This window comes from Kingella denitrificans ATCC 33394 (assembly GCF_000190695.1).
Classification (GTDB): Bacteria; Pseudomonadota; Gammaproteobacteria; order Burkholderiales; family Neisseriaceae; genus Kingella_A; species Kingella_A denitrificans.
This window is the reverse complement of sequence record NZ_GL870929.1, coordinates 685,753-709,460: the sequence shown is the minus strand read 5'-3', so window position 1 is coordinate 709,460 and position 23,708 is coordinate 685,753. Positions and strand designations below refer to the sequence as shown.

The 23,708-nt window shown below is 56.0% G+C and carries 28 protein-coding genes; 13 read left to right on the top strand and 15 right to left on the bottom strand.

Annotation, left to right across the window (positions count from 1 at the left end):
- Window positions 1–70: 70 nt before the first annotated feature.
- The 8 genes from pheA to HMPREF9098_RS03505 all read right to left on the bottom strand — a co-directional run bounded on the left by pheA (window position 71) and on the right by HMPREF9098_RS03505 (window position 6,711).
- Window positions 71–1,147, bottom strand: a complete 1,077-nt coding sequence (gene pheA, locus HMPREF9098_RS03540) for a prephenate dehydratase (protein ID WP_040564230.1) — start codon at window positions 1,145–1,147, stop codon at window positions 71–73.
- 418 nt (window positions 1,148–1,565) lie between these two features.
- The gene (locus HMPREF9098_RS03535; RefSeq protein ID WP_003782098.1) at window positions 1,566–2,438 is read right to left on the bottom strand and encodes a YicC/YloC family endoribonuclease; all 873 of its coding nucleotides are present in this window, start codon (window positions 2,436–2,438) and stop codon (window positions 1,566–1,568) included.
- Window positions 2,439–2,581: 143 nt separating this feature from the next.
- Window positions 2,582–2,872: a ribosome hibernation-promoting factor, HPF/YfiA family gene (gene hpf / locus HMPREF9098_RS03530; RefSeq protein ID WP_003782097.1), complete on the bottom strand. Its 291-nt coding sequence runs from the start codon at window positions 2,870–2,872 to the stop codon at window positions 2,582–2,584.
- A gap of 29 nt (window positions 2,873–2,901) precedes the next feature.
- A complete protein-coding gene (rpoN, locus tag HMPREF9098_RS03525) occupies window positions 2,902–4,263 on the bottom strand; it encodes an RNA polymerase factor sigma-54 (RefSeq protein WP_003782096.1) in 1,362 nt (453 codons plus the stop codon).
- A gap of 102 nt (window positions 4,264–4,365) precedes the next feature.
- A complete protein-coding gene (gene lptB / locus HMPREF9098_RS03520) occupies window positions 4,366–5,094 on the bottom strand; it encodes an LPS export ABC transporter ATP-binding protein (RefSeq protein WP_003782094.1) in 729 nt (242 codons plus the stop codon).
- Between the two features lie 6 nt (window positions 5,095–5,100).
- Window positions 5,101–5,616, bottom strand: a complete 516-nt coding sequence (lptA, locus tag HMPREF9098_RS03515) for a lipopolysaccharide transport periplasmic protein LptA (protein ID WP_003782092.1) — start codon at window positions 5,614–5,616, stop codon at window positions 5,101–5,103.
- Window positions 5,600–6,172, bottom strand: a complete 573-nt coding sequence (gene lptC, locus HMPREF9098_RS03510; RefSeq protein WP_003782089.1) for an LPS export ABC transporter periplasmic protein LptC — start codon at window positions 6,170–6,172, stop codon at window positions 5,600–5,602. The genes lptA and lptC overlap by 17 nt, the downstream gene beginning before the upstream one ends.
- The gene (locus HMPREF9098_RS03505) at window positions 6,169–6,711 is read right to left on the bottom strand and encodes a KdsC family phosphatase (protein WP_003782087.1); all 543 of its coding nucleotides are present in this window, start codon (window positions 6,709–6,711) and stop codon (window positions 6,169–6,171) included. Before HMPREF9098_RS03505 ends, lptC begins: the two co-directional genes overlap by 4 nt.
- A gap of 106 nt (window positions 6,712–6,817) precedes the next feature.
- Between HMPREF9098_RS03505 and HMPREF9098_RS03500 the strand changes: the two genes are divergently transcribed.
- The 8 genes from HMPREF9098_RS03500 to rpoH all read left to right on the top strand — a co-directional run bounded on the left by HMPREF9098_RS03500 (window position 6,818) and on the right by rpoH (window position 11,392).
- On the top strand, window positions 6,818–7,000 hold the full coding sequence (locus HMPREF9098_RS03500) for a Trm112 family protein (RefSeq protein ID WP_003782086.1): 183 nt from the start codon (window positions 6,818–6,820) through the stop codon (window positions 6,998–7,000).
- Window positions 6,997–7,761, top strand: coding sequence for a 3-deoxy-manno-octulosonate cytidylyltransferase (gene kdsB / locus HMPREF9098_RS03495; protein WP_003782085.1), 765 nt, complete (start codon window positions 6,997–6,999; stop codon window positions 7,759–7,761). The genes HMPREF9098_RS03500 and kdsB overlap by 4 nt, the downstream gene beginning before the upstream one ends.
- 128 nt (window positions 7,762–7,889) lie before the next feature.
- Window positions 7,890–8,411 (top strand): translation initiation factor IF-3, encoded by a 522-nt coding sequence (gene infC / locus HMPREF9098_RS03490; RefSeq protein ID WP_094576422.1) that lies wholly within the window; start codon window positions 7,890–7,892, stop codon window positions 8,409–8,411.
- Between the two features lie 143 nt (window positions 8,412–8,554).
- A complete protein-coding gene (gene rpmI, locus HMPREF9098_RS03485; RefSeq protein ID WP_002641005.1) occupies window positions 8,555–8,752 on the top strand; it encodes a 50S ribosomal protein L35 in 198 nt (65 codons plus the stop codon).
- A gap of 12 nt (window positions 8,753–8,764) precedes the next feature.
- Window positions 8,765–9,121 (top strand): 50S ribosomal protein L20, encoded by a 357-nt coding sequence (gene rplT / locus HMPREF9098_RS03480; RefSeq protein ID WP_003782080.1) that lies wholly within the window; start codon window positions 8,765–8,767, stop codon window positions 9,119–9,121.
- A gap of 75 nt (window positions 9,122–9,196) precedes the next feature.
- Window positions 9,197–9,922 carry a tRNA adenosine(34) deaminase TadA gene (gene tadA, locus HMPREF9098_RS03475; protein WP_003782079.1) on the top strand — a complete coding sequence of 242 codons (726 nt, stop codon included), beginning with the start codon at window positions 9,197–9,199 and terminating at the stop codon, window positions 9,920–9,922.
- Window positions 9,923–9,932: 10 nt separating this feature from the next.
- Window positions 9,933–10,412, top strand: coding sequence for a SixA phosphatase family protein (locus HMPREF9098_RS03470; protein WP_003782078.1), 480 nt, complete (start codon window positions 9,933–9,935; stop codon window positions 10,410–10,412).
- 101 nt (window positions 10,413–10,513) lie between these two features.
- On the top strand, window positions 10,514–11,392 hold the full coding sequence (gene rpoH / locus HMPREF9098_RS03465) for an RNA polymerase sigma factor RpoH (protein WP_040564229.1): 879 nt from the start codon (window positions 10,514–10,516) through the stop codon (window positions 11,390–11,392).
- 68 nt (window positions 11,393–11,460) lie between these two features.
- Here the strand turns inward: rpoH and HMPREF9098_RS03460 are convergent, their stop codons facing one another.
- The 5 genes from HMPREF9098_RS03460 to HMPREF9098_RS03440 all read right to left on the bottom strand — a co-directional run bounded on the left by HMPREF9098_RS03460 (window position 11,461) and on the right by HMPREF9098_RS03440 (window position 17,179).
- Complete coding sequence (locus tag HMPREF9098_RS03460; protein ID WP_003782075.1) at window positions 11,461–12,081, bottom strand: phosphoribosylanthranilate isomerase; 621 nt, start codon at window positions 12,079–12,081, stop codon at window positions 11,461–11,463.
- Window positions 12,078–13,757, bottom strand: coding sequence for a DNA repair protein RecN (gene recN / locus HMPREF9098_RS03455; protein WP_003782073.1), 1,680 nt, complete (start codon window positions 13,755–13,757; stop codon window positions 12,078–12,080). Before recN ends, HMPREF9098_RS03460 begins: the two co-directional genes overlap by 4 nt.
- 124 nt (window positions 13,758–13,881) lie before the next feature.
- Window positions 13,882–15,204: a hydroxysqualene dehydroxylase HpnE gene (gene hpnE / locus HMPREF9098_RS03450; protein ID WP_003782071.1), complete on the bottom strand. Its 1,323-nt coding sequence runs from the start codon at window positions 15,202–15,204 to the stop codon at window positions 13,882–13,884.
- On the bottom strand, window positions 15,201–16,526 hold the full coding sequence (locus HMPREF9098_RS03445) for a DUF2868 domain-containing protein (RefSeq protein ID WP_003782068.1): 1,326 nt from the start codon (window positions 16,524–16,526) through the stop codon (window positions 15,201–15,203). Before HMPREF9098_RS03445 ends, hpnE begins: the two co-directional genes overlap by 4 nt.
- Window positions 16,523–17,179 carry an HAD family hydrolase gene (locus HMPREF9098_RS03440; RefSeq protein ID WP_003782066.1) on the bottom strand — a complete coding sequence of 219 codons (657 nt, stop codon included), beginning with the start codon at window positions 17,177–17,179 and terminating at the stop codon, window positions 16,523–16,525. Before HMPREF9098_RS03440 ends, HMPREF9098_RS03445 begins: the two co-directional genes overlap by 4 nt.
- Window positions 17,180–17,247: 68 nt before the next feature.
- Here HMPREF9098_RS03440 and HMPREF9098_RS03435 point away from each other — a divergent pair, with 68 nt between their 5' ends.
- The 5 genes from HMPREF9098_RS03435 to HMPREF9098_RS03415 all read left to right on the top strand — a co-directional run bounded on the left by HMPREF9098_RS03435 (window position 17,248) and on the right by HMPREF9098_RS03415 (window position 22,708).
- On the top strand, window positions 17,248–18,507 hold the full coding sequence (locus HMPREF9098_RS03435; protein ID WP_040564665.1) for an RsmB/NOP family class I SAM-dependent RNA methyltransferase: 1,260 nt from the start codon (window positions 17,248–17,250) through the stop codon (window positions 18,505–18,507).
- Between the two features lie 299 nt (window positions 18,508–18,806).
- Window positions 18,807–19,658: a presqualene diphosphate synthase HpnD gene (hpnD, locus tag HMPREF9098_RS03430; RefSeq protein ID WP_003782062.1), complete on the top strand. Its 852-nt coding sequence runs from the start codon at window positions 18,807–18,809 to the stop codon at window positions 19,656–19,658.
- A gap of 181 nt (window positions 19,659–19,839) precedes the next feature.
- Window positions 19,840–20,445: an RdgB/HAM1 family non-canonical purine NTP pyrophosphatase gene (rdgB, locus tag HMPREF9098_RS03425; protein WP_003782060.1), complete on the top strand. Its 606-nt coding sequence runs from the start codon at window positions 19,840–19,842 to the stop codon at window positions 20,443–20,445.
- A 103-nt stretch (window positions 20,446–20,548) separates the two neighbouring features.
- A complete protein-coding gene (locus HMPREF9098_RS03420; RefSeq protein WP_040564228.1) occupies window positions 20,549–21,715 on the top strand; it encodes an NAD(P)H-dependent flavin oxidoreductase in 1,167 nt (388 codons plus the stop codon).
- 129 nt (window positions 21,716–21,844) lie between these two features.
- The gene (locus tag HMPREF9098_RS03415) at window positions 21,845–22,708 is read left to right on the top strand and encodes a DUF808 domain-containing protein (RefSeq protein ID WP_003782056.1); all 864 of its coding nucleotides are present in this window, start codon (window positions 21,845–21,847) and stop codon (window positions 22,706–22,708) included.
- A 295-nt stretch (window positions 22,709–23,003) separates the two neighbouring features.
- Here the strand turns inward: HMPREF9098_RS03415 and HMPREF9098_RS03410 are convergent, their stop codons facing one another.
- Both HMPREF9098_RS03410 and HMPREF9098_RS03405 read right to left on the bottom strand, forming a co-directional pair.
- Window positions 23,004–23,519 carry a hypothetical protein gene (locus tag HMPREF9098_RS03410; RefSeq protein WP_003782054.1) on the bottom strand — a complete coding sequence of 172 codons (516 nt, stop codon included), beginning with the start codon at window positions 23,517–23,519 and terminating at the stop codon, window positions 23,004–23,006.
- Entirely contained in the window at window positions 23,516–23,707 is a 192-nt protein-coding gene (locus HMPREF9098_RS03405) for a hypothetical protein (protein WP_003782052.1), read from the bottom strand. Before HMPREF9098_RS03405 ends, HMPREF9098_RS03410 begins: the two co-directional genes overlap by 4 nt.
- Window position 23,708 lies beyond the last annotated feature (1 nt).

The window sequence follows — 23,708 nt, the reverse complement described above, 5'->3', positions numbered from 1 at the left end:
TCTCAGGCTGCTTTTTGTGTTGGATAAAATGGCAAGGCGGTTTTCGGTCTATCTGAAAAGATAAGCCGCGTTAATACACCGACACGGGATACGAGCCGATGACTTTGACAAATGCGGTGCGTTCTCGCAGGGCGTCCAAAGCAGCCTGCACTTTTTCATCGCGCACATGTCCTTCAATATCAATGAAAAACAGGTATTCCCACAAGCCCGTTCGGCTGGGTCGGCTTTCAAATTTGCTCATGGAAATGCCGGCCTGCGTGAGCGGTTCGATTAGGCGGTTGAGCGTACCGGCCTTGTTTGGCGCACCCACAATCAGCGATGTTTTGTCGTGCCCGCTTTGCAGCGTTGCCTGATGCCCCAGCACCAAAAAGCGGGTGGTGTTGTCCGATTCATCTTCAATATTGGCGGCCAAATTGTGCAGGCGGTAAATCTCTGCCGCCGTTTGGCTGGCAATGGCGCAGGCAGTATCGCATTCGCTGGCCAGCCGCGCTGCTTCGCCGTTGCTGGAAACCGATACGCGGCGAACGTGGTCGGGCAGGCGGCGGTTCAGCCAGTTTTGGCATTGCGCCAATGCCTGTGCGTGCGCATAAACCACTTCCACGCGCGAAAAATCCGTGTGGCGGCACAGCAAATGGTGGTGGATGCGCAACTGCACCTCGCCGCATGCCTGTAATGAAGTACCCACCAGTAAATCCAGCGTGCGCCCCACCGAACCTTCGGTCGAATTTTCGATGGGCGCCACCGCATAGTCCGCCTGTCCGGCTTCCACCAGGCGCAGGCTTTCGTCAATGGTGGCGCAGGCCACGCATTGTGCGGCGCGACCGAAATGCTTGATGGCCGCCAGTTGGGTGAATGTGCCTTCCGGCCCCAAATACGCCACCGTCAAAGGCCGCTCCAATGCCAGGCATTCGCTCATCATTTCGCGGAACAGGCGCGCGGCGGCCTCGTCCGACAAAGGCCCTTGGTTCAGCGACTGGATGCGGCGCAATACCTGTGCTTCGCGCTCCGGACGGTACACCACGCCCGTGCCTTTGAGTTCGCCGATGGCCTTTGCGTGCGCCGCCCGTTGGTTGAGCAGGGTAAGGATTTGCCGATCGATTTCATCAATGGCGGTGCGGTGCGGGAGAAGTTGGGCATCATCAGACATGGGAAGGTTCGCTGCAAAAATAAAGCGGTTATTGTAGCGAAAATGACGGCGCAAAAAAAGCAGGCAACCGATTGGCTGCCTGAAATATCTCAAATCAGAGATTTTACGCTTCACAAACAATTAGGCTTTCGCCTAACTCTGCCGCACCGTAGAAAGGAGTAAAAACGATACGGCAAAGGGGGAAGTCCGCCGCGCGTTGCGACTGACTGTAATTCGATGTAGTCATTATAGCCGAACCGGGTGGGAAACGGCAATGTTTTTTATGTTTTTTAGACAATAAAGGCAATTTTTAAGGGATTTCTGGTTTCATCCGGCAGAATTTTGGATGGTTTGACTTAATTTGTAGCAAAAAGTAGCAAAGCAGTCTGCACCGCTTAAATTGGTTGGGTGCAGGCTGCTTTTGTGTACGGCGGCAGGTTTATTCGATATTTTGGACTTGTTCGCGCATTTGCTCAATCAAGACCTTCAGTTCCACCGATACCTGCGTGCATTCGCCCGCAATCGATTTGCTGCCCAAGGTGTTGGCTTCACGGTTCAGTTCCTGCATCAGGAAATCCAGGCGTTTGCCGATGCTGCCCGATTGCTCGGTAACGATGCGGCGCACTTCGGCAATGTGAGTGCGCAGGCGGTTAAATTCTTCATCGACATCGGCTTTCTGCATGAATAAGGCGAATTCTTGTTTGAGCCGGTCTTCATCGATATTGGCCACGGCTTCGGCAAGGCGGCTGCGGCTGCGGGCGATGTGGTTTTGCAGCAGGCTGGGGAAAAGTTCTTCCAGCGCGCCGACGATGGCTTCCATCAAATCCAAGCGTTCGATGATGTGCGCTTTGAGTTTTTCGCCCTCGCGGCGGCGTGCGGCGACAAAATCGTCCAGTACTTGTTCCAGCAGCTGCCCCACCACGCGCGCCAGCTCTTCTTTGTCGGTTTCGGCGGCGGTTAAAACGCCGGGGAAGCGCAGGATGTCGGCCACAGTGAGTTTGCCTAATTCGCTGTGTTTTTTGCGTAATTTCTGGTTGATGTCGGCCAGTTGCTGCACCAGCGGCTGATTGATGTGCAGGCTGCTTTGTTGCTGGTGGGTACTGCCCAGTTGGATGCGGCATTCCAGTTTGCCGCGCGCGATTTTGCTCACGATTTTTTCACGCATATTGCTTTCCAGGCAGCGCAAATCATCGGGCAGCTTGAATTGCACGTCCAAGAACCGGTGGTTCACGGAGCGGATTTCGATGTCGATATTTTTGCCGGCATATTCCGCGCTGGCGTGGGCAAAGCCGGTCATGCTGTGTACGGTCATATTTTTTCCTTTTTTAACGATGTTGAAAAAACATTAGCGTAGTATAACGAATCTACCCCGCTTCCGCTACGGCGCGGACAAATGAAAAGCAGCCTGCACATCGACAATTCGAATGTGCAGGCTGCTTTTAGAAGGCTGTCGCTTTAGCGGATGCTGTTGGATTTTTCCTTATGCTGCAAAAGCGTACGGTCCAATTTGTCCGCCAGCATATCGATGGCGGCATACATATCGTTTTCCACGGTTTCCGCATAAATATCCTTGCCGGCCAAGTGCACTTGCGCTGCCGCTTTGTGCTCCAGTTTATCGACGGACAAGGTAACGGTTGCCGACAAAATATTATCGCTGTGGCGATTGATGCGTTGCAGTTTTTCCGTAACGCGCGCTCTAATCGCATCGGTAATATCCAAATGTAAACCAGTGATTTTCAGGTTCATGACGAACTCCTCGTTCTGGGTGGAAAAAACTATGTATGACGTCGCTGCTGCACGGTGGGGATGCCCAGTTGCTCGCGGTATTTGGCCACCGTCCGCCGTGCGATATTGATTCCTTGTTGTTTTAAAAGTTGTTGTAAGTCGTTGTCGCTTAATGGTTTGTGTTTGTCTTCATTGGCAACGATTTGGCTGATGAGTGAGCGGATGGCGTGTGCGCTGATACCGTCCTCGCTTTGATTGTTGCCCACCGCATTTTGGTTGAAGAAGAAGCGTAACGCAAATAACCCCTGCGGGCAAGCTAAATATTTGCTGTTCACGGCGCGGGAAATGGTGGATTCCGCCAAATCCAGCTCGTTGGCGCAGTCTTTAATCAGCATTGGGGCGAGGGCAATCTCGCCGAAGGTGAAAAAATCCTGTTGCCGCTCGACAATATATTCTGCCACGCGGTGAATGGTGTTTTTGCGTTGTTGCAGCATATCCAGCTTTTGCTTGGCACTGGTGATTTTTTCGCGCCAAACCGGATCGAGTTCTTCGCAATCCTGCAAGGCCTCCGCCAGTTCGGTATTGATATGGATTTGCGGCATGGAATCCTGATTGCTGACCACCGTCCAGCCGCCTTGGCTGTTTTTTTGCACGAAAACGTCGGGGCGGACGTATGCAGTCGGTTCGTTGCCGGCGAAACCGTAGGCAGGGTAGGGGTGCAGGCTGCTTATCATTTCCAGCGCGCTTTTGATGGTGTCTTCCGAGTAATCGGGCAGGAGTTTGCTGAGTTTGTTGATATTTTTGGGCGTGTTTTGGCTGATATGTTCCAAATGGTGCATCACGATATGCGCGGCACAGCGGCGTTCCTGCGACGGGGGGAGTTGGTCGAGCTGGTGTAGGAGCGATTGGGACAAGTTTTGTGTGGCGATGCCGGGCGGATCGAATTTTTGCAGTTGCTCCAGCGCCAACTCCATATCTTCTTCTTCCAGCATCCATTCCAAAGGCGTGTTTTCAATGATCTCTTCAATGGATTCCGTCAGATAGCCTTTTTCATCCAAAAAATCAATCAAAATGTGGACGCGCGCGGCTTCAATGGGCGACAAAGGGTGTTCGCTGACCTGCTTGTGCAGATACGCATTCAGCGTTTCTTCCTCTGCCAGATTTTCCCATGCGCTGACATTGTCGTCGTCCAAACTTAAATGGCGGTGGGCAATATCGGCCGTATATTGCGGCATTTCGTAAGGCGGCTCGTCAGACTCCGTGCGTTCCAATAACGGATTGTCTGCCAACCAATCTTCCACTTCCCGCTCCACTTCGAGGCCGGACATTTGCAATATGCGCAGCGATTGCTGCATGGCCTGGTTCAGGAGCTGCGTTTGTTTGAGTTTTAATTGGAAATTCGTGCCGTTCATAAGGCTATGCGTGGTTGTTTTGAGTCGGTGCAAATACATTATAACCCTTGCAAAACCCTGTGTCAGAAAGCCTGGCGCCAGGGTTTGTGCAAAGGTTTTAATTTAATAGTCAAAATGTTCGCCCAAATAAACCGCGCGGACGCGTTCATCATTGACCAATTCTTCAGGTTTTCCACAAGCAAGAACAGTGCCATCGCTGATGATGTATGCCTTGTCGCAAATGCGCAAGGTTTCGCGCACGTTGTGGTCGGTAATCAGGACGCCGATATTTTTCTGTTTTAAAAAAGAAATGATTTTTTGAATGTCGATAACGGCAATCGGATCGACGCCGGCAAACGGTTCGTCCAGCAGGATGAAGCGCGGCTGCATGGCCAAAACGCGCGCAATTTCGACACGCCGCCGCTCGCCGCCGGAAAGTGCGGGCGCGGGGCTGTGGCGCAGCCGTTCGATATTCAAATCGTGCAGAAGCTGGTTGAGTTCGCGGTCGATTTGGTGCGTATCTTTGAGGCGGATTTCCAAAATGGCGCGGATGTTCTGTTCCACCGTCATTTTGCGGAAAATGGAGGCTTCCTGCGGCAAATAGCCGATACCGGCTTGCGCGCGGTAGTGGATGGGCTGGTGCACGAGGTCTTGGCCGTCCAGCAAAATGCAGCCTGCATCGGCAGCAATCAGGCCGGCAATCATGTAGAAGCTGGTGGTTTTGCCCGCACCGTTCGGGCCGAGCAGGCCGACCACTTCGCCGCTGTAAATATCGAGCGAGAAGTTTTTCACCACTTGCCGTTTTTTAAAGGTTTTCTGCAGGCCTTCAACGTGTAAATGTGAAATATCCATAAGGGTTTATTTGTTGTTGGGTTGGATGATGACTTTGACGCGCCGGCCGTTTTTATTGCCGACCGCGTTGCCGCCCAGCACGGTGTACACTTCGGTTTTCATGTTGTAGCTGATGGCTTCGCCCTGCGCCAAATCGCCGCCGCGCTGCACTTTGGCGTTGCCGATGAGTTTGACCAGGTGTTGGGCGGAGTTGTATTCGGCGCGGTTGCCCCAGCCTTCGGCCAATCCTTTGCCGCCGTCCAGTTGCTGGCGGAAATAGACGGGGCTGCCTGTGGCCAGCATGGTTTGGTTGCCACTGCGGTCTTGGCTCACGCGCACGGATTGCGCCTTCATTTGCAGGCTGCCTTGTTTGATTTGCACGTTGCCGCTGAACACGGTCACTTGGTTTTTTTGGTCGAGCGAGCCTTGGTCGGCTTCAATCGAAATGGGTTGGTTGCGGTCGCTGTCGAGCGCGTGTGCGGGTTGCAGGCTGCCTGCAGTCAGGACGGCGGCCAGAAATGCGGTTTTATAAAGATTTTGCATAAATCAGGGCTTTCACTTGTGCGGGCAGGTTCAGTTGCCCGTTTTGATAATCGTAGGTCATGCCTTGCGCACTGCCTTGGCTGTTGCCGTAGCGGTAGTGGACGGCGGCGGGCGTTTCGGCAATTTTGCGTACGGTGTCCACGGTGAGCTGCGAAGTACGGACTTGGGCGGCGTCGCGTTGGGCATCCGCGCTTTTGTCGAGCGTGACTTCTTGTTCGAAGAATATTTTTTTGCTGGCCAATTCATACCGCGCCTGTTGCGCCGTAACGTGGTATTCGGCGCGTTCCTGTGTCCAAATGCGCAGGTCGGGCTGTTCGAAATAGACGTTTTTCTGGTCGGGAAGCTGCCATGCTTTGGGCGAAACCAGTTGCTGTTGCAGGCTGCCTGTGCTGTCGTAGCGCTTGGCGGCGGCCTGTGCGATGAGGTATTGCGGCTCTTTCGGGTTCAGCGGCACTTCTTCAATGCTGATTTGGCTTACCTGCCCCAGCCATGCGCTCAGCGCGCCCAGAATCACGGCCAGCGACAGAGGGAAGGCAAATTGGCGTAATCGGTTCATTGTAAATACTCGTTTAAAGCAGCCTGCAAGGTGCCTTGCGCCGCCATAATCAAATCGGTGCATTCGCGTACCGCACCCATGCCGCCGCTGTTTTGTGTTTGATACAGCGCGTGCTGCTTCACGAACGGGTGGGCGTTGGCCACGGCAATGGGCAGGCCGCAGCGGGTTAAAATCGGCAAATCAATCACGTCGTCGCCTATCATGGCGCATTCGGCTTCGGTGAAATGCAGTTGTTCGCGCAGTTGCGTGTAGGCCAGCCGTTTGTCGTGCACGCCGTGGCAGTAATGGCGGATGCCGAGCTGCTGCACGCGAATTTGCACGGCCGGGTCGTTACGCGCGGTGATGACGGCAGCCTGCACGCCGGTTTGCTGCAACATTTTGATGCCGTGGCCGTCCAGCGTGTGAAACGGTTTCATCACGTCGCCCGACGGGCTGATAAACAGTTGTCCGGTAGTCAGGACGCCGTCCACGTCCAAAACCAGCAGTTTGATTTTGGCGGCGCGTTCACGCAGTTCGGGGGGCATGGGAATGTGCATCATAAATGTGTCTTAATGGCTGAATTGCGCTACATTTTAGCAGAGTCAGGCAGCCTGCACGTTAAAATTTGTGCGATAATGCGCGATTTCATCGATAGGAGTTTCCTGTATGGATAAAAAACATTTGCAGCTATTGGTTTGCCCGCTGACCAAACAAGCCTTGGAATACCACCCTGAACAGCAGGAATTGTGGAGCAGGGCGGCAAAGCTGGCATTTCCTATCCGAGACGGCATCCCCATCCTGCTGCCGGATGAAGCACGTGCGTTGGACGAAACGGATTTGGCGCAATGAACGTGCGGTTTCATGTGATGATTCCGGCGCGGCTGTCGTCCAGCAGGCTGCCTGAAAAAGCATTGGCCGACATTGGCGGCAAGCCGATGGTGGTGCGCGCGGCAGAGCAGGCATTGAAAACGGCTGCGCAAAGCGTGATGGTGGCGACCGACCACGAACGCATCAAAGCAGCCTGCACCCTGCACGGAATCCCGGTAGTGATGACCGGCGGCCACCATCAAAGCGGCACGACGCGCTTGGCGGAAGCCGTTGTCCTGCGCGGCCTGGCAGACGATGATATTGTGGTGAATGTGCAGGGCGATGAGCCGCTCATCCCGCCCGAATTAATTGAGCAGGTGGCGCATATATTGGCCGAAAGCAGCGCACCGATGGCCACCGCCGCCCACCCCATCCATTCACTGGAAGAATTCACCAATCCTAACTGCGTGAAAGTGGTGCTGAACCAGGCGCAACAGGCTGTATATTTCAGCCGCGCGCCCATTGCCTACCCGCGTGACGAAATGGTGAAAAAGCAGCCTGCACTTTCCCAAGACTGCCCGCCGCTGCGGCATATCGGGATTTATGCTTACCGTGTCGGTTTTTTGAAGCAATATGTCCGGTTGGCCGAATCCCCGCTGGAGCGCTGCGAAAGTTTGGAGCAGCTGCGCGTGTTGTGGCACGGCTACCCGATTGCAGTGAAAGTGTTGGATAACGCGCCCCCCGCCGGTGTGGACACGCCTGAAGATTTGGAGCGGGTGCGGGCGGTTTGGGCGGCGCAGTAGTTTCTTCGCAAAACATCTTTTCATGCCGCATAAAAGCAGGTAAAATCGCAAATATTTGCAAATAGTACCCAGCAGGCACCATTCCTGCTGGTGTATTTTTTATTTATCATCAATTTGGGAGCATTATCATCGCACAGCAAGAACGCGAAGCACGAATCAACGGCGAAATCACCGCCAAAGAAGTGCGCTTAATCAGTGGGGAAGGCGAACAACTCGGCGTTGTGAGCCTGAAAGAGGCATTGTCGATGGCAGAGGAGAAGGATGTCGATTTGGTCGAAATTTCGCCAACCGCCAAGCCGCCCGTCTGCAAGCTGATGGATTTCGGCAAATACAAATACGAACAATCCAAAAAACGCGACGAAGCCAAGAAAAAGCAAAAACAAGTTCAAATTAAAGAAATCAAATTCCGTCCGGGCACGGACGAGGGCGATTACAACATCAAAATGCGCAATGTGAAACGCTTTTTGGAAGACGGCGACAAAGTCAAAATCACCCTGCGTTTCCGTGGCCGCGAAATGGCGCACCAAGAGTTCGGCGCACAATTGCTGGAGCGCGTTAAAGCCGATTTGGAAGAATTGGCCGCGGTGGAGTCTTTCCCCAAAATGGAAGGCCGCCAAATGGTGATGATGGTTGCACCAAAGAAAAAATAATCGTATAATTAAAAATTCGCCTGTCTGCTTCGTCGCAACGGCAGGCAGGCGTAGTTTTAAAAGTTGCGATTTCAGGTGGTATTGGGCATTTAAGTGCATATTTGCCCCCCAATACCTAAATCATAATAAACAGGGAGTTTTCCATGCCTAAAATGAAAACCAAATCTAGCGCGAAAAAACGCTTTAAAGTGCTGGGTAACGGTGGTGTGAAACGCGCTCATGCGTTCAAACGTCATATTCTGACCAAAAAAACCACAAAAAATAAACGTCAATTGCGCGGCACTTCTATGGTGCACGAACGCGATTTGGCTTCTGTTGCTAAAATGTTACCTTACGCTTAAAGGAGATAAAATATGCCACGCGTAAAACGCGGTGTAACCGCTCGTGCCCGTCACAAAAAAGTGATTGCGTTAGCTACAGGCTATCGCGGTCGTCGTAAAAATGTTTACCGCATCGCCAAACAGGCGGTGATGAAAGCCGGTCAATACGCATACCGTGACCGCCGCCAACGCAAACGCCAATTCCGCCAATTGTGGATTGCACGTATCAATGCAGGCGCACGTCAAAACGGCTTGTCATACAGCAAATTCATGAACGGTCTGAAACGTGCCGCGATTGAGCTGGATCGCAAAGTTTTGGCTGATTTGGCTGTGTTCGACAAACCGGCATTTGCACAATTGGTAGAAAAAGCAAAAGCTGCTTTGGCTTAACCTATGAATTAATAACAAGGAAATTCGTATTTTTGCGGATTTCCTTGTTTGTTTTTATGAACGGATGAAAACGGTATGACGGCACTAACGACACCACCATTGGCACCCAAAGTGGTTGCGGTATTGGCAGGCTTGCAAATCTATACGGTGGAAGATGTGCAGGCTGCTTGTCCGTGCCGCGTATTTTTGTTGTTGAAAAAGAGTGGATTAAGCGTTACGCTATCCGTATTCTGGCAACTGGTGGCAGTGAGCTTGCGGAAAAATGTGTCGGAATTGAGCGACGGCGAGCGTGCTGCGTGGCAGCAGAAATTGCAGGAAATGCCGCCTGTTGCCGTGTTCCCTCCGCTGGAAGAACAGCAGAAATTTATGCAGGCTGCTTTGGTACAGGCTGCTTTGGCTGCGGAAGCAGGCGAAGTGCCGGTGGGGGCGGTGGTGGTGCATCGCGGGAATATTGTGGCACAGGCGTATAACCGTTGCGTGGCGGATTGCAATGTCAGCCATCATGCGGAAATTTTGGCATTGGCGCAGGCAGGGCAGGTGTTGGGCAGCTATCGGCTGAATGAATGCGATGTTTATGTGTCGCTGGAGCCGTGTGCGATGTGTGCCGGTGCGCTGATGCAGGCGCGTGTCGCACGCGTAATTTTTGCGGCAAGTGAGCCTAAAACGGGTGCTGCCGGCAGCGTGGTGAATTTGTTTGCCAATAAGGCACTGAATGCGCATACGGCGGTATCGGGCGGCGTACTGGCCGATGAAGCCCAAGCAATATTGCAGCAGTTTTTTCAAAACAAAAGGAAAAAATAGGAGGGCAATCATGCAGTTGATTTTGTGGCGGCATGCACAGGCGGAAGAGGGCGACAACGATTTGGCGCGGCCGCTGACGACAAAGGGCCATAAGCAGGCACGCAAAATGGCGCGTTTTTTGCAAGGGAAATTGTCGGGCGGCTATCACGTTTGGATATCGGAGGCGGAGCGGAGCCGGCAAACGGCGGCTTATTTGCAACATCCTGCAAAAGTGCAGGCTGCTTTGAATCCCGATGCGGCAGCGCAGCAGGTGGCTGAATGGTTGTGTGGCATTGCATCCGATGAAATGGTGGTGATTGTCGGGCATCAGCCGTGGCTGGGCGATTTGTGCGCATGGCTGTTCACGCAGACATGGCAGAATAATGTGTATTGGTCGGTGAAAAAAGGCGCGATTTGGTGGTTTGAATGCGCGCAGCCTTTGGGTTCTGCGCCGGCACAATTGCGGCTGATGATGACACCTGCCGAAATTGAATGTTCTGTCAAGCCTTGAATGCAATAATTAGCGAAAATTTACATAAATTGGCTGGTATTCCTGGCGCGGCTGTGTATAATTACCGCAACAAAAAAATGGTATATGAAAGGGGAAAAATAATGACGAATCACGCTTTTGCATTGCCCGTTCCCAGCGGACACGGCAATTTGGAACAATACATTCACACAGTAAATAATATTCCCATGCTGTCGGCGGAAGAAGAAACCCGCTTGGCAGAGCGTCAAATTAAAGGAGATTTGGAAGCGGCAAAACAGTTGATTTTGTCGCATTTGCGCGTTGTGGTGTCGATTGCGCGCGGCTATGACGGCTACGGCCTGAATCAGGCGGACTTAATTCAGGAAGGCAATATTGGCCTGATGAAAGCCGTCAAACGTTTTGAGCCTCATCACGGGGCGCGGCTGTTCTCGTTTGCCGTACATTGGATTAAGGCAGAAATTCACGAATTTATTTTACGCAACTGGCGTTTGGTGCGTGTGGCCACTACCAAACCACAGCGCAAACTGTTTTTCAATTTACGTAGCATGCGCAACAGTTTGAAAGCTCTGTCGCCCAAAGAAGCGCAGGATATTGCCGATGATTTGGGTGTGAAAGTCTCCGAAGTGATGGAGATGGAACAGCGCATGACCGGGCATGATATCGGGCTGTTGGCGGACAATCAGGACGATGACGAAAATAATGCGTTTGCGCCGATTGACTGGTTGAGCGACAGCCAGCACGAGCCGAGCCACCAGCTGGCGCAAAAAGCGCATTATGCGTTGCAGACCGAGGGCTTGCAGGCTGCATTGGCGCAGTTGGATGAGCGCAGCCGCCGCATTGTGGAAACACGCTGGCTGCATGACGGTCAGGCGGCCACGTTGCATGAATTGGCGGCGGAATTTGGTGTGTCGGCGGAACGTATCCGCCAAATCGAAGCAAAAGCCATTCAAAAGCTGCGTGCGATTATGGAAAACCAAGCCGATGATTTATTGGAAGAATAATTTTTCGGAAAGATGAAAAAAGCAGCCTGCACTTTGAAAATTCAAGTGCAGGCTGCTTTTTTGTGTCCTTACGCGGCAGAACGGATGGCGGCAAAAAATGCGCGCAGTTTTTCCGGCGATTTGATACCTGCGCTTTGCTCCACACCACTGGACACGTCCACCGCTGTTGCGCCGGTGGTTTTCAGGGCGTGCGCCACATTATCGGGGTTCAGCCCGCCGGACAAAATCCAGTGCTGCGACAGCTGTCCGGGCAGCAGCTGCCAATCGAACGTGTGCCCCGTGCCGCCGTATGCGCCGTCCACAAACGCATCGAACAGCAGGGCGCGCGCTTCGGCAAAGCGGGTGCAGGCTGCCTGAATATCGTGCGCGCTTTGCACGCGGACGGCCTTCAAAAACGGGCGTTGGAACGATTGGCAAAATTCGGGCGGCTCGTCGCCGTGGAATTGGAGCATGTGGATGGGGACGTGCGCCAGAACGTGGCGGATATTCGCTTCCGTTTCGTTCACAAACAGCGCCACCGCCTGCACAAACGGCGGCAGGCGGCGGACAATGTGCTGCGCCTGTTCCACCGACACGCAGCGCTTGCTGCCGGCAAAAAATACCAGGCCGATGGCGTTGGCGCCCAGTTGTGCCGCCAGTACGGCATCTTCGGGGCGGGTGATGCCGCAGATTTTGCTGTGTACCATCATGCGCGCTCCAAAGCAGCCTGCATATTGAGCTGCAACATTTCGGCGGCGTGTTGGCGCGTGGTGGCGGTAATTTTTTCTCCGCCGAGCATACGCGCCAGTTCTTCAATGCGCGCTTCGGTGTCCAATACCCTGATTTCGCTGACAGTTTGTTCACCATCACTGCGTTTGGCCACCTGCCAATGGTGTTCGCCGCACGCGGCCACCTGCGGCAAATGGGTAATCGCCAACACTTGGTGCTTCCGCCCCAAAAGTTGCAATGCCTTGCCCACCGTTTCGGCAACGCCGCCGCCGATGCCTGTGTCCACTTCGTCGAAAATCAGCGTGGGCACTTGGGTGTATTGGCTGGTAACGACTTGAATCGACAAGCTAATCCGCGCCAATTCGCCGCCCGATGCCACTTTGTTCAGCGGTTGGAGACGGCTGCCTTTGTTGGCGGCCACCTGGTATTGGATGTGTTCCAAGCCGTGTTCGGTCGGCTGCGACGGCAGCAGTTCGATGTGGAATTTCGCGCCCTTCATGGCCAGCTGCTGCATATGCGCCGTGGTCTCTTCCGCCAAGGTGCAGGCTGCTTTGGCACGCGCCGCCGATAATTGCTGTGCCGTGTGCCGATATTGCTGCTCCGCTTCGTTTACCGCTTTTTCCAGTGCGTCAATATCCGCTGCCGCTTCCAAGTCCTGCAAAGCAGCCTGCACCGCCAGATATTTTTCGGGCAGCTGCTCCGGTTCGATCCGATATTTCCGCGCGGCCGACATCAATTCCTGCATCCGTTTTTCTTTGGCGGCCAATTCGTTCGGGTTGATTTCCACGCTGTCAATCACATTGCCCAGCAAGTGGCTGATTTCACTTAATTCTGCATCAATGCTGTCCAGCATTTCCAAGCTCTCGGCAAAGCGCGGCTCGATATTGCCCAGAGAATCCAGTAGGCGGTGGCAGCGGCGCGCCAGCGATTTCATGCCGTCGTCGCCGGACACATATTCCTGCGCTTCATACGCGGCTTCCAGCAGTTCCGCCGCATTGGCCAGGCTGTCGTGGCTGCGGCTGAGCGCCTCCCATTCGCCTTCTTCGGTATTTAATTGATTTAATTCGTTTAACTGCCATTCCAAGCGTTCGCGTTCCACATCGGTTTGCTCGCTTTGCGCCTGTGCCGCCTGCAAAGCCTGTTTGGCCGACTGCCATGCGCGGTAATGTGTTTTGGTTTGCTCCGCCAGCGGCAGGCAGCCTGCAAATGCGTCCAGCAGGCGGCGTTGTGCGCTTTCCTGATTGAGCGAATGGTGGGCGTTCTGGCCGTGAATATCAATCAGTTGCGAGCTGATGGCTTTGAGCTGCGCCAGCGTGGCGGCCTGGTTGTTGATAAAGCTGCGGCTTTTGCCTTTGGCATCGATAATGCGGCGGACGGACAATTCGTCGCCGTCGTCTTCCAGAAGGCCTTGTTCGCGCAATGTGCCGGCCAAATCGGGCTGGCCGCTGATGTCGAACAGGGCGGACAGCACGGCTTCTTTTGCGCCTTCGCGGACTTGGCTGTAATCGGCTTTGTCGCCCAAAAGCAGGGAGAGTGCGTTGAGGGTGATGGATTTGCCTGCGCCGGTTTCGCCGGTCAATACGGTGAAGCCTGTTTGGAAATCGAGATGGAGTTTTTCGACAATGACAAAGTTTTGCAGAGAAAGTGCCAGTAACATGGTGCAGGCTGCCTGTTCAAACGAAAAGTGGGATTATAGTCAAAATACGGCGGGCTGTGGGTGCAGGCTGCTTTGGCGGAGAGGCGGGCAGCGGGCAAAAGCAGCCTGCACATTACCGCAAGGTTCAGCGCGTGCCGGATGTGTGTGCTAGTGCGTCCAAGCATTGCTGCGCGGCGCGTTCGCCTGTTTGCACGGCGGCTTCGAGCGTGGCGGGATAGCGTTCGTGCAGCCAGTCGCCGGCCAGCCAGATGCGCGCGGCGTTCAAATCGGCCATATCGGGCAGGCGGCGGTTCACGGTGCTGGCCACGGTGGCGCGTTTTTCGGTAATGGTCTGCTGCGCTTCGGGCGGGGGCAGGTGCGGATTCAGTTGTAGAAGGTCTTGGTGTGCCGTGGCCGCCCAGTCGGGCTTGCCGTCGGTGTGCAGGCTGCTTTCGGCAACGAGGTCGGACGTGCTGATGATGGCGGCGGCTTCGTTCGGGTGTTGCAGGCGGCCGCGGTCGAGCAGCCATTGCGTGGGGCGGTGGGCAAAGCCGGTCAGCACGGCGGGCAGGTGCAGCGGCTGTGGATAGCGCAGATACACGGTGGTGATGGCGTGGTACGAGAGTTGTTGCACCGCTTGGCGCACGGCATCGCCCAAATGCTCGGGCAGCAGCGGCGCAAGATGATAAGGCGCGACGGCGAAGACGGCGGCATCGAACGTTTGTCCATCTGCCTGCACTTTGCCCGAAGCAGCCTGCACTTGGGCAATGCGGCAGTTCGGGCGGTATTTTGCACCGTGTTGCGCCAGATAACGCAAAACGGGCGCGGCCAGCGTGTCGCTCAAATTGCGCTTGGCAATATAAAAATCGCCCGCATCGCGCGAAGCCCACACGCCGTCGGCCAACACATGGCACAGCACGCGCAGGCTGGCGGTTTCCAAAGGCGTATTCAGCGCGCCCAGCACCATCGGCCGCCAAAATTGCGCGCGCCAGTCTTCGCCGACTTGCTGTTCGTCCAGCCACGAGGCAATGCTTTGGTCGGGCGGCTGCCGTTTGTGCCAGCGTTGCAGCGCGGCCATTTGGCGCAACAGGGCGGTTTTCTGCGCCCAATCCGCATTTTTGCCGCGCAACACCGCCCACAGCAAATGCAGCGGTGCAGGCAGCTTTTGCGGGCAGCAGAACTGGAAGCCGTCCGCCAAATGCCAATGTAGCGGTTCGCGCAGGAACAATGCATCAGGCGATTCGCCGACACGGCGCAGCAGGCGGAAAACGGTGCGGTATGCGCCAATCAGTAGGTGCTGGCCGTTGTCGAGTTCTTTAAATTCGCCGTGCGCCACGCCGCGTGCGCGCCCGCCCGCCACTTTGCCCGCTTCAAACAGTGTGAGCCGGCAATGCGGCGCTAAATAAGCGGCGGCGGCCAAGCCTGCCCAGCCGGCACCGATAACGGCGATTTCGGGTTTCGGGTTCATGAGTCGGCCTGATGGTGGGCAAGGCAGAGCCAGCCGTGTTGTTCGGCGGCGGCACGCCATTGGTCGGCGGTTTCTTGCAGGGCTTGGCGGTCGTCGGGCTGCTGGTTTTCGGGATACAGGAGCAGCAGGGCGATGCCGGCGCGCGCGTGTTGCGACAGGGCGGAGAGGCGGCGCAGGTTGCCACGGTCGGGCAGGCTGTTGGCGCGCACGCCCACCAGTAATTGCACGCTGTGCTGCGCTAAAGCAGCCTGCACTTTGGCCAGTTCTTCGCGTTCGGCAATGCAGCCGTAATCCTGCCATGCCTGCCCCAGCGTTTGGGCGAACCATTGCGGCGGCGCGTTCGGGCTGTCGAGCAGGACGGCCCAGTGTTGCGTGTCGGCGGCAAAGGCGCTGGCGGGGGCGCTCGGTGCTGTGGCAATGCGGTCGGGTCGGTAATCGTCCGCACTATCGGTTACGGTTTGCCGCCATTTTTGAATGATGTTTTGGTAATACGGCAAACGCAAATCCAAAGCGGGGCGGTGCTGCCGCTGCCGCCAAAGGCAGAACAGCCAGGCGGCGGCGCGCGGTATCATGCCGTACACCAAAATGCTGCCCAAAAACAACTGTCCCCATGCGGCGGCGGATGTGGTGTCGTGGCCGTTTTGCGCGTGGAGGACGGCGGCGGCATCGGGCGTGCTGAAACCCAGTCGGGCGGGCAGGCGCGAAAGCAGTTCCAGCCCGGCGGCAAAGTTGTCGGCGTTCCACAGCGTGCTTTGCCAGTTGAACGTGTATTGGCGCACGGTGAGCAGCATGAACGCCGCGCCGAACACGCCGGCCAGCACGCAGAGCGCCCATTGGTGCTGCACGGCGTATATCGACCAGCGGCCGTATGGGCTTTGGCTGCGCTGCCAGTAGTAATCCAGCAGGTATTGGTGCAGGCTGCTTTGGTTTTTGGGCGCGGGCAGGCGCGGCGGCGAAGGGTGTTTGCCCAGCATGCAGCCTGCACACCAAAGCAGCAGCATCAGCGTGTGCAGCCCCAATGCGCCCAGCAGCACCAGCAGGAAATTCAAATGTGCCTGCTGCATGAGCAAATAGGTGCTGAGCCAGCCTGCACCGAAAAACGCCAGCGAAAGCCATTTCTGCCAGCGGTGGATGTGCTGCCGCCATTGTTGCAGGCTGCTTTGGATTTCCTGCGTCGCGTCCAGCATTTTGGCGCGTTGCAGCAGGCGCTGCGTCTCCGGTTCGCGGCTGTTGGCCAGCCATTGCGTCGCCGTGTCGGTCGGTGTGCCGAACGGATAGCCCTTCTGTTCCAAATGGCGGATAAATTCAATATAGTCAATCATTTCAATATCATCTGCAAAATATCGGCCGGATGGGCGGCGATGAAGTCCGCGCCCCATGTTTCGGGTTGGTCGTCCGCGCCGATATAGCCCCAAGCCGCCAAAACGGTGTGCATGCCCGCCGCGTTGCCCGCCTGAATGTCGCGTTCGGCATCGCCCACATACACGCAGCGTTCGGGCGGTACGTTGATTTGGCGGCAGGCGTGCAGCATGGGCAACACGCTGGGTTTGGCTTCGGCACAGGTGTCGCCGCCCACCACTACCGCAGGCGCTGCCGCCCATTCCAACGCCGCCGCTAAGGGCAGGGTGAAGCGTTCGGGCTTGTTGCTGATAATGCCCCACGCCATGCCGCGCCGCGCCAATTCGGCCAGCAGCGGGTTAATGCCGTCAAACAGGCGCGTGTCTTGGGTGAAACGCTGTTCGTAGCAGTGCAGGTAGGCCTGCCGCCATTCGGCAAATGCCGGGTCGTCCTGCGCCATGCCCGTGCCGAACGACACCAACGCACCGCTGCCGTGGCTGGCGTGCGGGCGGATGTCGGCCAAAGGCTTTTCCGGATAACCGCGCGCGCGCAGCAAATCGTTCAACGCGCCGCCCAAATCGGCCGCCGTGTCTGCCAGCGTGCCGTCCAAATCGAATAAAACTGCCTGGATGTCCATGTTGCGACTGCTCTGTAAATCTTTTAATATCCGTGCATTTTAACAAACAATTATCCGGTTCGACCATGATGAATGCCACCCAGCTGAAACATACCGCGCAAGTGCTTGCCGATATGCTGACGTTCAAGCAGCCTGCAGACGCGGTGCTGTCCGATTATTTCCGCCAACACCGCAAACTCGGCCGCCAAGACCGCCACGAAATTGCCGAAACGGCATTTGCCGCCTTGCGCCATTACCAAAAAATCGCCGCTGTGCTGCGCCGCCCGTATGCGCAGCCGGAAAAAGCGGCATTGGCGGCGCTGGTGCTGGGGCGCGGCACGAACCTGTCGCAGCTGGCACATTTGGCGGACGAGGAAACCATGGAATTTATGAGCCGCCTGAAAGCGCGCAAAACCGAATGGCAAAGCAGCCTGCACACTGCCGCCGAGCTGCCTGAATGGCTGGTGGAGCGTTTGCAGGCGCATTGGACGGACGAACAAGTGCTGGCGTTCGGCCGCAGCGTGATGCAGCCTGCACCGCTGGACACGCGCGTGAACACGCTCAAAGGCCGCCGCGACAAAGTGCTGGCCGAGTTGCAGGCCGAATTCCCGCATGCCGCCGCCACGCCTTATGCGCCGCACGGCATCCGTTTCCGCGACAAGCCCGCGTTGAACAAACATCCGCTGTTTTTGGACGGCACGCTGGAAGTGCAGGACGAAGGCAGCCAGCTTTTGGCGCAACTGGTGCAGGCCAAGCGCGGCGAAATCGTGGTGGATTTCTGCGCGGGCGCGGGCGGCAAAACGCTGGCGGTGGGCGCGCAGATGGCGAACAAAGGCCGCATTTACGCGTTCGATATTGCCGAAAAACGGCTGGCGAACCTGAAGCCGCGCATGACCCGTGCCGGGCTGACCAATATCCATCCCGAAAAAATCGGCAGTGAACACGACCCGCGTGTGACCCGGTTGGCAGGCAAAGCCGACCGCGTGCTGGTGGACGCGCCTTGTTCCGGTCTGGGCACGCTGCGGCGCAATCCCGATTTGAAATACCGCCAGTCGCCCGAAAGTATTGCGCAACTGGTGCGGCAGCAGCGCAGTATTTTGCAGGCTGCTTCTGCGCTGGTGGCGCCCGGCGGACGTTTGGTGTATGCGACATGCAGTGTGCTGCCTGAAGAAAACGAGCGGCAGGTTGAGGAATTTTTGCGCGGCAATCCGCAGTTTTCGCTCTTGAACGCGGGCGAGATTCTGGCGGCGCAGAAAATTGCGTTGGACACGGGCAAATATTTGCAACTGGACAGCGCCGCGCACCAAACGGACGGCTTTTTCGCCGCCGTGCTGCAACGCGCGGATTGAGTTGGGCGGCAGGATTAAAGTGCAGGCTGCTTTTGGGGCGTTGAACGTGTTCCCAAAGCAGCCTGCATTTTTTGCGCGGAGGTGATCGGGGGCAGCCACCTAAAGCGTGGGTATGGCGGCGCAACGCCATGCGAACCTTGCCGATACAGAACCTGACGGGGAAAAAGCAGCCTGCACGTTGGGCATTCGGGTGCAGGCTGCTTTTTTCGGGACTGCCTGCGCTGCCGATTTTGAAAAGCAGCCTGCAATGCCGCGCGAAAAACGCTACAATACGCCCGTTTTGATTTTGGGAACGCGCCATGCAGCCAATGGAATATTGCCGCCAAAAAGCCAGGCAGAGCGGTTCGAGCTTTTTGGCCGGTTTTCGTTTTTTATCGCCGCAGCAAAAAGATGCGATGACCGCGTTATACGCCTTTTGCCGCGAATTGGACGATGTGGTCGATGATTGCAGCGACCGCCAAACCGCCCGCACCACATTGCAATGGTGGCGTGCCGATTTGCGCCGCGTGTTTGCCGCCGCCGAAATGCCCGAACATCCCGTCTGCCAGGCTTTGAAAACCGTCTGCCCCGCCTTTTCCCTGCCGGAAGAGGAGCTGGCCGAAATCATCAACGGCATGGAAATGGATTTGCACCACGTCCGTTACGCCGCGTTTGATGATTTGCGTTACTACTGCTACCGCGTGGCCGGCGTGGTGGGGCGGCTGATTGCGCGGATTTTGGGCTTCGACAGCGCGCAAACGCTGCAATATGCGGAAACGCTGGGCTTGGCGTTGCAGCTCACCAACATTATCCGCGATGTGGGCGAAGACGCGCGGATGGGGCGCATTTACCTGCCGCAGGAAGATTTGCAGCGTTTCGGCGTGTCGGAGCAGGACATTTTGTCGGCCAACGCCACGCTGGAATTTGTGCGGCTGATGCAGTTCCAATACGAACGCGCGCTGAACGCGTACCGCGAAGCCGTTGCCCTGTTGCCGCCGTGCGATAAGAAACGCCAAAAGGCGGGCTTGGTGATGGGCAGCATTTATTACGCACTGCTGCGTGAAATCGAGCGCGACGGCTTGGGCAACGTGTTGCGCTACAAAATCCGCATTCCCAATCCGCGCAAAATGCGTATCGCTTTGAAAACGTGGCTGTTCGGGTTCAAACCCTAGCCATATTTCGGGTGCAGGCTGCTTTTGAACCCCCAAAAAGCAGCCTGCACTTTAAATTATAGTGGATTAAAATAAAAATGAGACAAGGCGGCGAGCCGCAAGGCGTACAAGTAGTACGTCAAGGCGAGCCAACGCCGTATCATTGCGATTTTAATCCACTATAAATGAATAAGGAAATCCCATGACCGACACCATCGTTTTGGCCAGTAACAACGCCGGCAAATTAAAAGAATTCAACGCATTGTTTGCCGAGCGGCATATCCGCATCCTGCCGCAGTCGCAGTTTGTGCAGGAAGAATGCGCCGAGCCGTATCAGACGTTTGTGGAAAACGCATTGGCCAAGGCGCGGTTTGCCGCCAAACACAGCGGTCTGCCCGCACTGGCGGACGACAGCGGCATTTGCGTTCGCGCTTTGGGCGGCGCGCCGGGCGTGTTGTCGGCGCGGTTTGCCGGCGATCATCCGAAATCGGATGCGGCCAATAATGCCAAAGTGTCCGAACTTTTGGCGCAACACGATGACCGATATTGCTATTACGTTTGCGTGCTGGTGTTGGTGCGGCACGAATCCGACCCGCAGCCCGTTATTGCCGAAGGCATTTGGCCGGGGCAATGGCAAATGCAGCCTGCAGGCGGACACGGCTTCGGCTACGACCCGCATTTTTATTTGCCCGAACACGGCTGCACCGCCGCCGAACTGCCGCCCGAACAGAAAAACCAAATCAGCCACCGCGCACAAGCATTGCAGGCGTTGTGGCGGAAAATGCAGGCGGTCGGCTTGGCGGCGTAAGTCTGCATTACGCAAAGCCTTGTAAAAATAGAATGGGCAGACTAAAAATAGAGTATAATCTCCAATGTATGACACACACTCTCAGAATAAAGGGGAATACTCCATGAAACATGAATTTAACCCGTTGATTATCCGCGGCAAAGAATTGATTCCAATCGTGCAGGGCGGCATGGGTATCGGTGTTTCCGCATCGGGATTGTCCAGCGCGGTGGCGCGCGAAAACGGCTTGGGCACGATTGCCAGCGTGGATTTGCGCCATTTGCACGAAGATTTGCTGGCCGAATCCAAAATCAACCCGACCGAAGAAAAATACTGCAAACTCAACCACATTGCCTTGGACCGTGAAATTCAGGCGGCCAAAGCCAAAACCGAAGGGCGCGGCATGATTGCCGTGAACGTGATGAAGGCGGTGAAAGACCATGCCGCGCTGGTGCGGCAAGCCTGCGAATCCGGCGCGGATGCGATTGTGATGGGCGCCGGCCTGCCGCTGGATTTGCCCGAAATGATGGGCGATTATAAAAAAGACATTGCGCTGCTGCCGATTTTGTCGGAATCGCGCGGTATCGGCATTGTGCTGAAACGCTGGATGAAAAAAGGCGTTCTGCCCGATGCGATTGTGATTGAACATCCGGCACACGCCGCAGGCCACTTGGGTGCGATGACGGTGGACGGTGTGAACGATGCCAAATTCGAATTTCCGCGCGTCATCAGCGAAACGCTGGAAGTGTTTAAAAATCTGGGTTTGGAAAGCGAAAAAATCCCGCTGATTTTAGCGGGCGGCATGGCGAACTTCCAGAAAATCAGCACGGCGCTGAAAGAATGGGGTGCGAATGCGGTGCAAATCGGCACGGCGTTTGCCGTTACCCAAGAGGGCGACGCGCACATCAATTTCAAAAACACGCTGGCGGGTGCCGAGCGCGAGCATATTGTAGAATTCATGTCGGTGGCAGGGCTGCCTGCACGCGGCGTGAACACGCGCTTTTTGAGCAGCTACACCAAGCGTTTGGACAAATTGCAGGCCAATGCCAAGGCCGACCCGAAACGCTGCACACAGGGCATCAACTGCCTGACCACCTGCGGCTTGCGCGACGGTTTGAGCAAAATCGGCCAGTTCTGCATCGACATCAAGCTGGCGGAAGCCTTCCGCGGCGAAGTGGACAAGGGCTTGTTTTTCCGTGGCAAAGATCCGCTGCCGTTCGGCTCTGCCATCAAATCGGTGCGCGAAACGGTGGAATATCTGCTGACCGGCCACAAGCCTTCCGCCGTGTAATCCGGATACGTTAAAAAGCAGCCTGCACTTTGATAATGGAAGTGCAGGCTGCTTTTTCGTTTGCTGCGTGTATCGTAAATCCGTGAATCTGCTATATAATGCGCGGTTTCACACCATAGGAGAAACCCGATGGCCTTCGCAACCCTATTAACCTTACTGGACGACGTGGCTTCCATGCTGGACGATGTCGCCCTGATGACCAAGATGGCCGCCAAAAAAACCGCCGGCGTGGTGGGCGACGATTTGGCGCTGAATGCCAACCAAGTCACCGGCGCGGCCGCCGAACGCGAACTGCCGATTGTGGTGGCGGTGGCGAAGGGCTCGCTGGTCAATAAGCTGATACTGATTCCGCTGGCGCTGCTGCTGGCCGTGTTCGCGCCGCAGCTCATTACGCCGCTGCTGATGGTGGGCGGCGCGTATTTGTGTTTTGAAGGCGTGGAGAAATTGCTGCACAAATGGCTGCACCGGCACGAAGGGCACGCGGCGGACGAGGTGGTGGCCGATTTGCTGACCGATGAGAATGCGAAAATCAAAGGCGCCATCCGCACCGACTTTATTTTGTCGGCGGAAATCATCATCATCGCGCTGGGTGTGGTGGAGCAGGCCAGCCTGCCGGTGAAAATTGCCGCGCTCACCGGCGTGGGCATCGGCATCACTTTTGCGGTGTACGGCTTGGTGGCCGCCATCGTGAAGGCCGATGATTTGGGCTTTTACCTGATGCGCCGCGCTTCGGCCGTGCAACGTTTCATCGGGCGGGTAATCATTGCCATTGTGCCGTGGTTTATGCGCGGCTTGGCGGTGGTCGGCACGCTGGCGATGTTTATGGTGGGCGGCGGCATTTTCACGCACAAAGTGGAAATGCTGCACAAAATCGAATGGGGTAACGCGCTTTATGCTTTGAGTTTCGATGTGCTGGTCGGGCTGGCGGTCGGTGCGGCCTGCTGTGCCGTTGTGCTGCCGCTGGGCAAATGGTGGGCGAAGAAATCTGCGTAACGCATTCACGTGAAAAAGCAGCCTGCACGGTTCGGACGGATGAACGTGCAGGCTGCTTTTTGTTTTATAGTCGATTAAAATTGCAATGATACGGCGTTGGCTCGCCTTGACGTACTACTTGTACGCCTTGCGGCTCGCCGCCTTGTCTCATTTTTATTTTAATCGACTATATTTGAAACGGTGTTTTTGCGGTTGGCAGGGTATTGCGCGACTATATCCGCGCCGAAACTGCCGCCGAATCCGAAAAGCAGCCTGCACCTGTAAGAAATGAGGTGCAGGCTGCTTTTTTGCCGGATTATTCTGCGCGTGTAATCTGATAAACGCTGGATAAATCATAAACTTTATACCGCGCGGGTTCGTGGCGGCGTTCGCCGGCATAACTCAAGGTCAAGCCCAGCCGCCGTTCCTTATCAACCCAGCCGATAAACATGCCGCTGTGCTCGATGCCGCGGTAGCTGTGGTTGATGTGGTAAATCCAGTCGCCTGCACGCAGTTGGTCGGGCGATGCGAAATGGCCGTTGCGGTTGCCAGCGAACACGACTTTGCGCTGATTGCGCGGTACGCCCGCCCGTGTCCAAGCGGCGTCCAGATAATCCCAGCAGCCGCCTTTGATGATTTCGCCGCGCAGCAGCGTCATAATGCGCGCCTGCGCCAGCACGGCCTTCACGCGCCCGGACGCTTGGTTTTCCGCCTGCATAATCAGTGCGCTGTAGTCGGCGTTATGGTTGGCTGCCGTGCGGTGTGCAGGCTGCTTTGGTGCGGAGGAACACGCGGCCAGCAGCAGCGTGGCGATGATGAGGTATTTTTTCATGAGGGTTCTTTCTGTTGTTGCGCGGTTTCCGGTGTGCCGGACGGGCGGCGGGACGAGCATAAATCGGTCAAGGTGGTGACGGCGAATGAGGCAAACCATAAATACAGGCCCAAGCCGTAGGTCGGCGCGGCACGGTGTTGGGCATCTTTAAGGATGATTTCGTCCAGCGTGAAGGTGAGCAGTGCCACT

Bases quoted from the DNA above. Each gene is read 5' to 3' on its own strand.
- rdgB (WP_003782060.1), top strand. From the start codon at position 19,840: ATGACCGACACCATCGTTTTGGCCAGTAACAACGCCGGCAAATTAAAA.
- HMPREF9098_RS03500 (WP_003782086.1), top strand. From the start codon at position 6,818: ATGGATAAAAAACATTTGCAGCTATTGGTTTGCCCGCTGACCAAACAA.
- hpf (WP_003782097.1), bottom strand. From the start codon at position 2,872: ATGAACCTGAAAATCACTGGTTTACATTTGGATATTACCGATGCGATT.
- HMPREF9098_RS03410 (WP_003782054.1), bottom strand. From the start codon at position 23,519: ATGAAAAAATACCTCATCATCGCCACGCTGCTGCTGGCCGCGTGTTCC.
- rpoN (WP_003782096.1), bottom strand. From the start codon at position 4,263: ATGAACGGCACGAATTTCCAATTAAAACTCAAACAAACGCAGCTCCTG.
- HMPREF9098_RS03435 (WP_040564665.1), top strand. From the start codon at position 17,248: ATGAATGCCACCCAGCTGAAACATACCGCGCAAGTGCTTGCCGATATG.
- HMPREF9098_RS03460 (WP_003782075.1), bottom strand. From the start codon at position 12,081: ATGATGGTACACAGCAAAATCTGCGGCATCACCCGCCCCGAAGATGCC.
- rpmI (WP_002641005.1), top strand. From the start codon at position 8,555: ATGCCTAAAATGAAAACCAAATCTAGCGCGAAAAAACGCTTTAAAGTG.
- pheA (WP_040564230.1), bottom strand. From the start codon at position 1,147: ATGTCTGATGATGCCCAACTTCTCCCGCACCGCACCGCCATTGATGAA.
- rplT (WP_003782080.1), top strand. From the start codon at position 8,765: ATGCCACGCGTAAAACGCGGTGTAACCGCTCGTGCCCGTCACAAAAAA.
- rpoH (WP_040564229.1), top strand. From the start codon at position 10,514: ATGACGAATCACGCTTTTGCATTGCCCGTTCCCAGCGGACACGGCAAT.
- hpnD (WP_003782062.1), top strand. From the start codon at position 18,807: ATGCAGCCAATGGAATATTGCCGCCAAAAAGCCAGGCAGAGCGGTTCG.
- lptC (WP_003782089.1), bottom strand. From the start codon at position 6,172: ATGAACCGATTACGCCAATTTGCCTTCCCTCTGTCGCTGGCCGTGATT.
- HMPREF9098_RS03445 (WP_003782068.1), bottom strand. From the start codon at position 16,526: ATGATTGACTATATTGAATTTATCCGCCATTTGGAACAGAAGGGCTAT.
- HMPREF9098_RS03420 (WP_040564228.1), top strand. From the start codon at position 20,549: ATGAAACATGAATTTAACCCGTTGATTATCCGCGGCAAAGAATTGATT.
- recN (WP_003782073.1), bottom strand. From the start codon at position 13,757: ATGTTACTGGCACTTTCTCTGCAAAACTTTGTCATTGTCGAAAAACTC.
- HMPREF9098_RS03415 (WP_003782056.1), top strand. From the start codon at position 21,845: ATGGCCTTCGCAACCCTATTAACCTTACTGGACGACGTGGCTTCCATG.
- hpnE (WP_003782071.1), bottom strand. From the start codon at position 15,204: ATGAACCCGAAACCCGAAATCGCCGTTATCGGTGCCGGCTGGGCAGGC.
- HMPREF9098_RS03505 (WP_003782087.1), bottom strand. From the start codon at position 6,711: ATGATGCACATTCCCATGCCCCCCGAACTGCGTGAACGCGCCGCCAAA.
- lptB (WP_003782094.1), bottom strand. From the start codon at position 5,094: ATGGATATTTCACATTTACACGTTGAAGGCCTGCAGAAAACCTTTAAA.
- kdsB (WP_003782085.1), top strand. From the start codon at position 6,997: ATGAACGTGCGGTTTCATGTGATGATTCCGGCGCGGCTGTCGTCCAGC.
- HMPREF9098_RS03470 (WP_003782078.1), top strand. From the start codon at position 9,933: ATGCAGTTGATTTTGTGGCGGCATGCACAGGCGGAAGAGGGCGACAAC.
- lptA (WP_003782092.1), bottom strand. From the start codon at position 5,616: ATGCAAAATCTTTATAAAACCGCATTTCTGGCCGCCGTCCTGACTGCA.
- tadA (WP_003782079.1), top strand. From the start codon at position 9,197: ATGACGGCACTAACGACACCACCATTGGCACCCAAAGTGGTTGCGGTA.
- HMPREF9098_RS03440 (WP_003782066.1), bottom strand. From the start codon at position 17,179: ATGGACATCCAGGCAGTTTTATTCGATTTGGACGGCACGCTGGCAGAC.
- HMPREF9098_RS03535 (WP_003782098.1), bottom strand. From the start codon at position 2,438: ATGACCGTACACAGCATGACCGGCTTTGCCCACGCCAGCGCGGAATAT.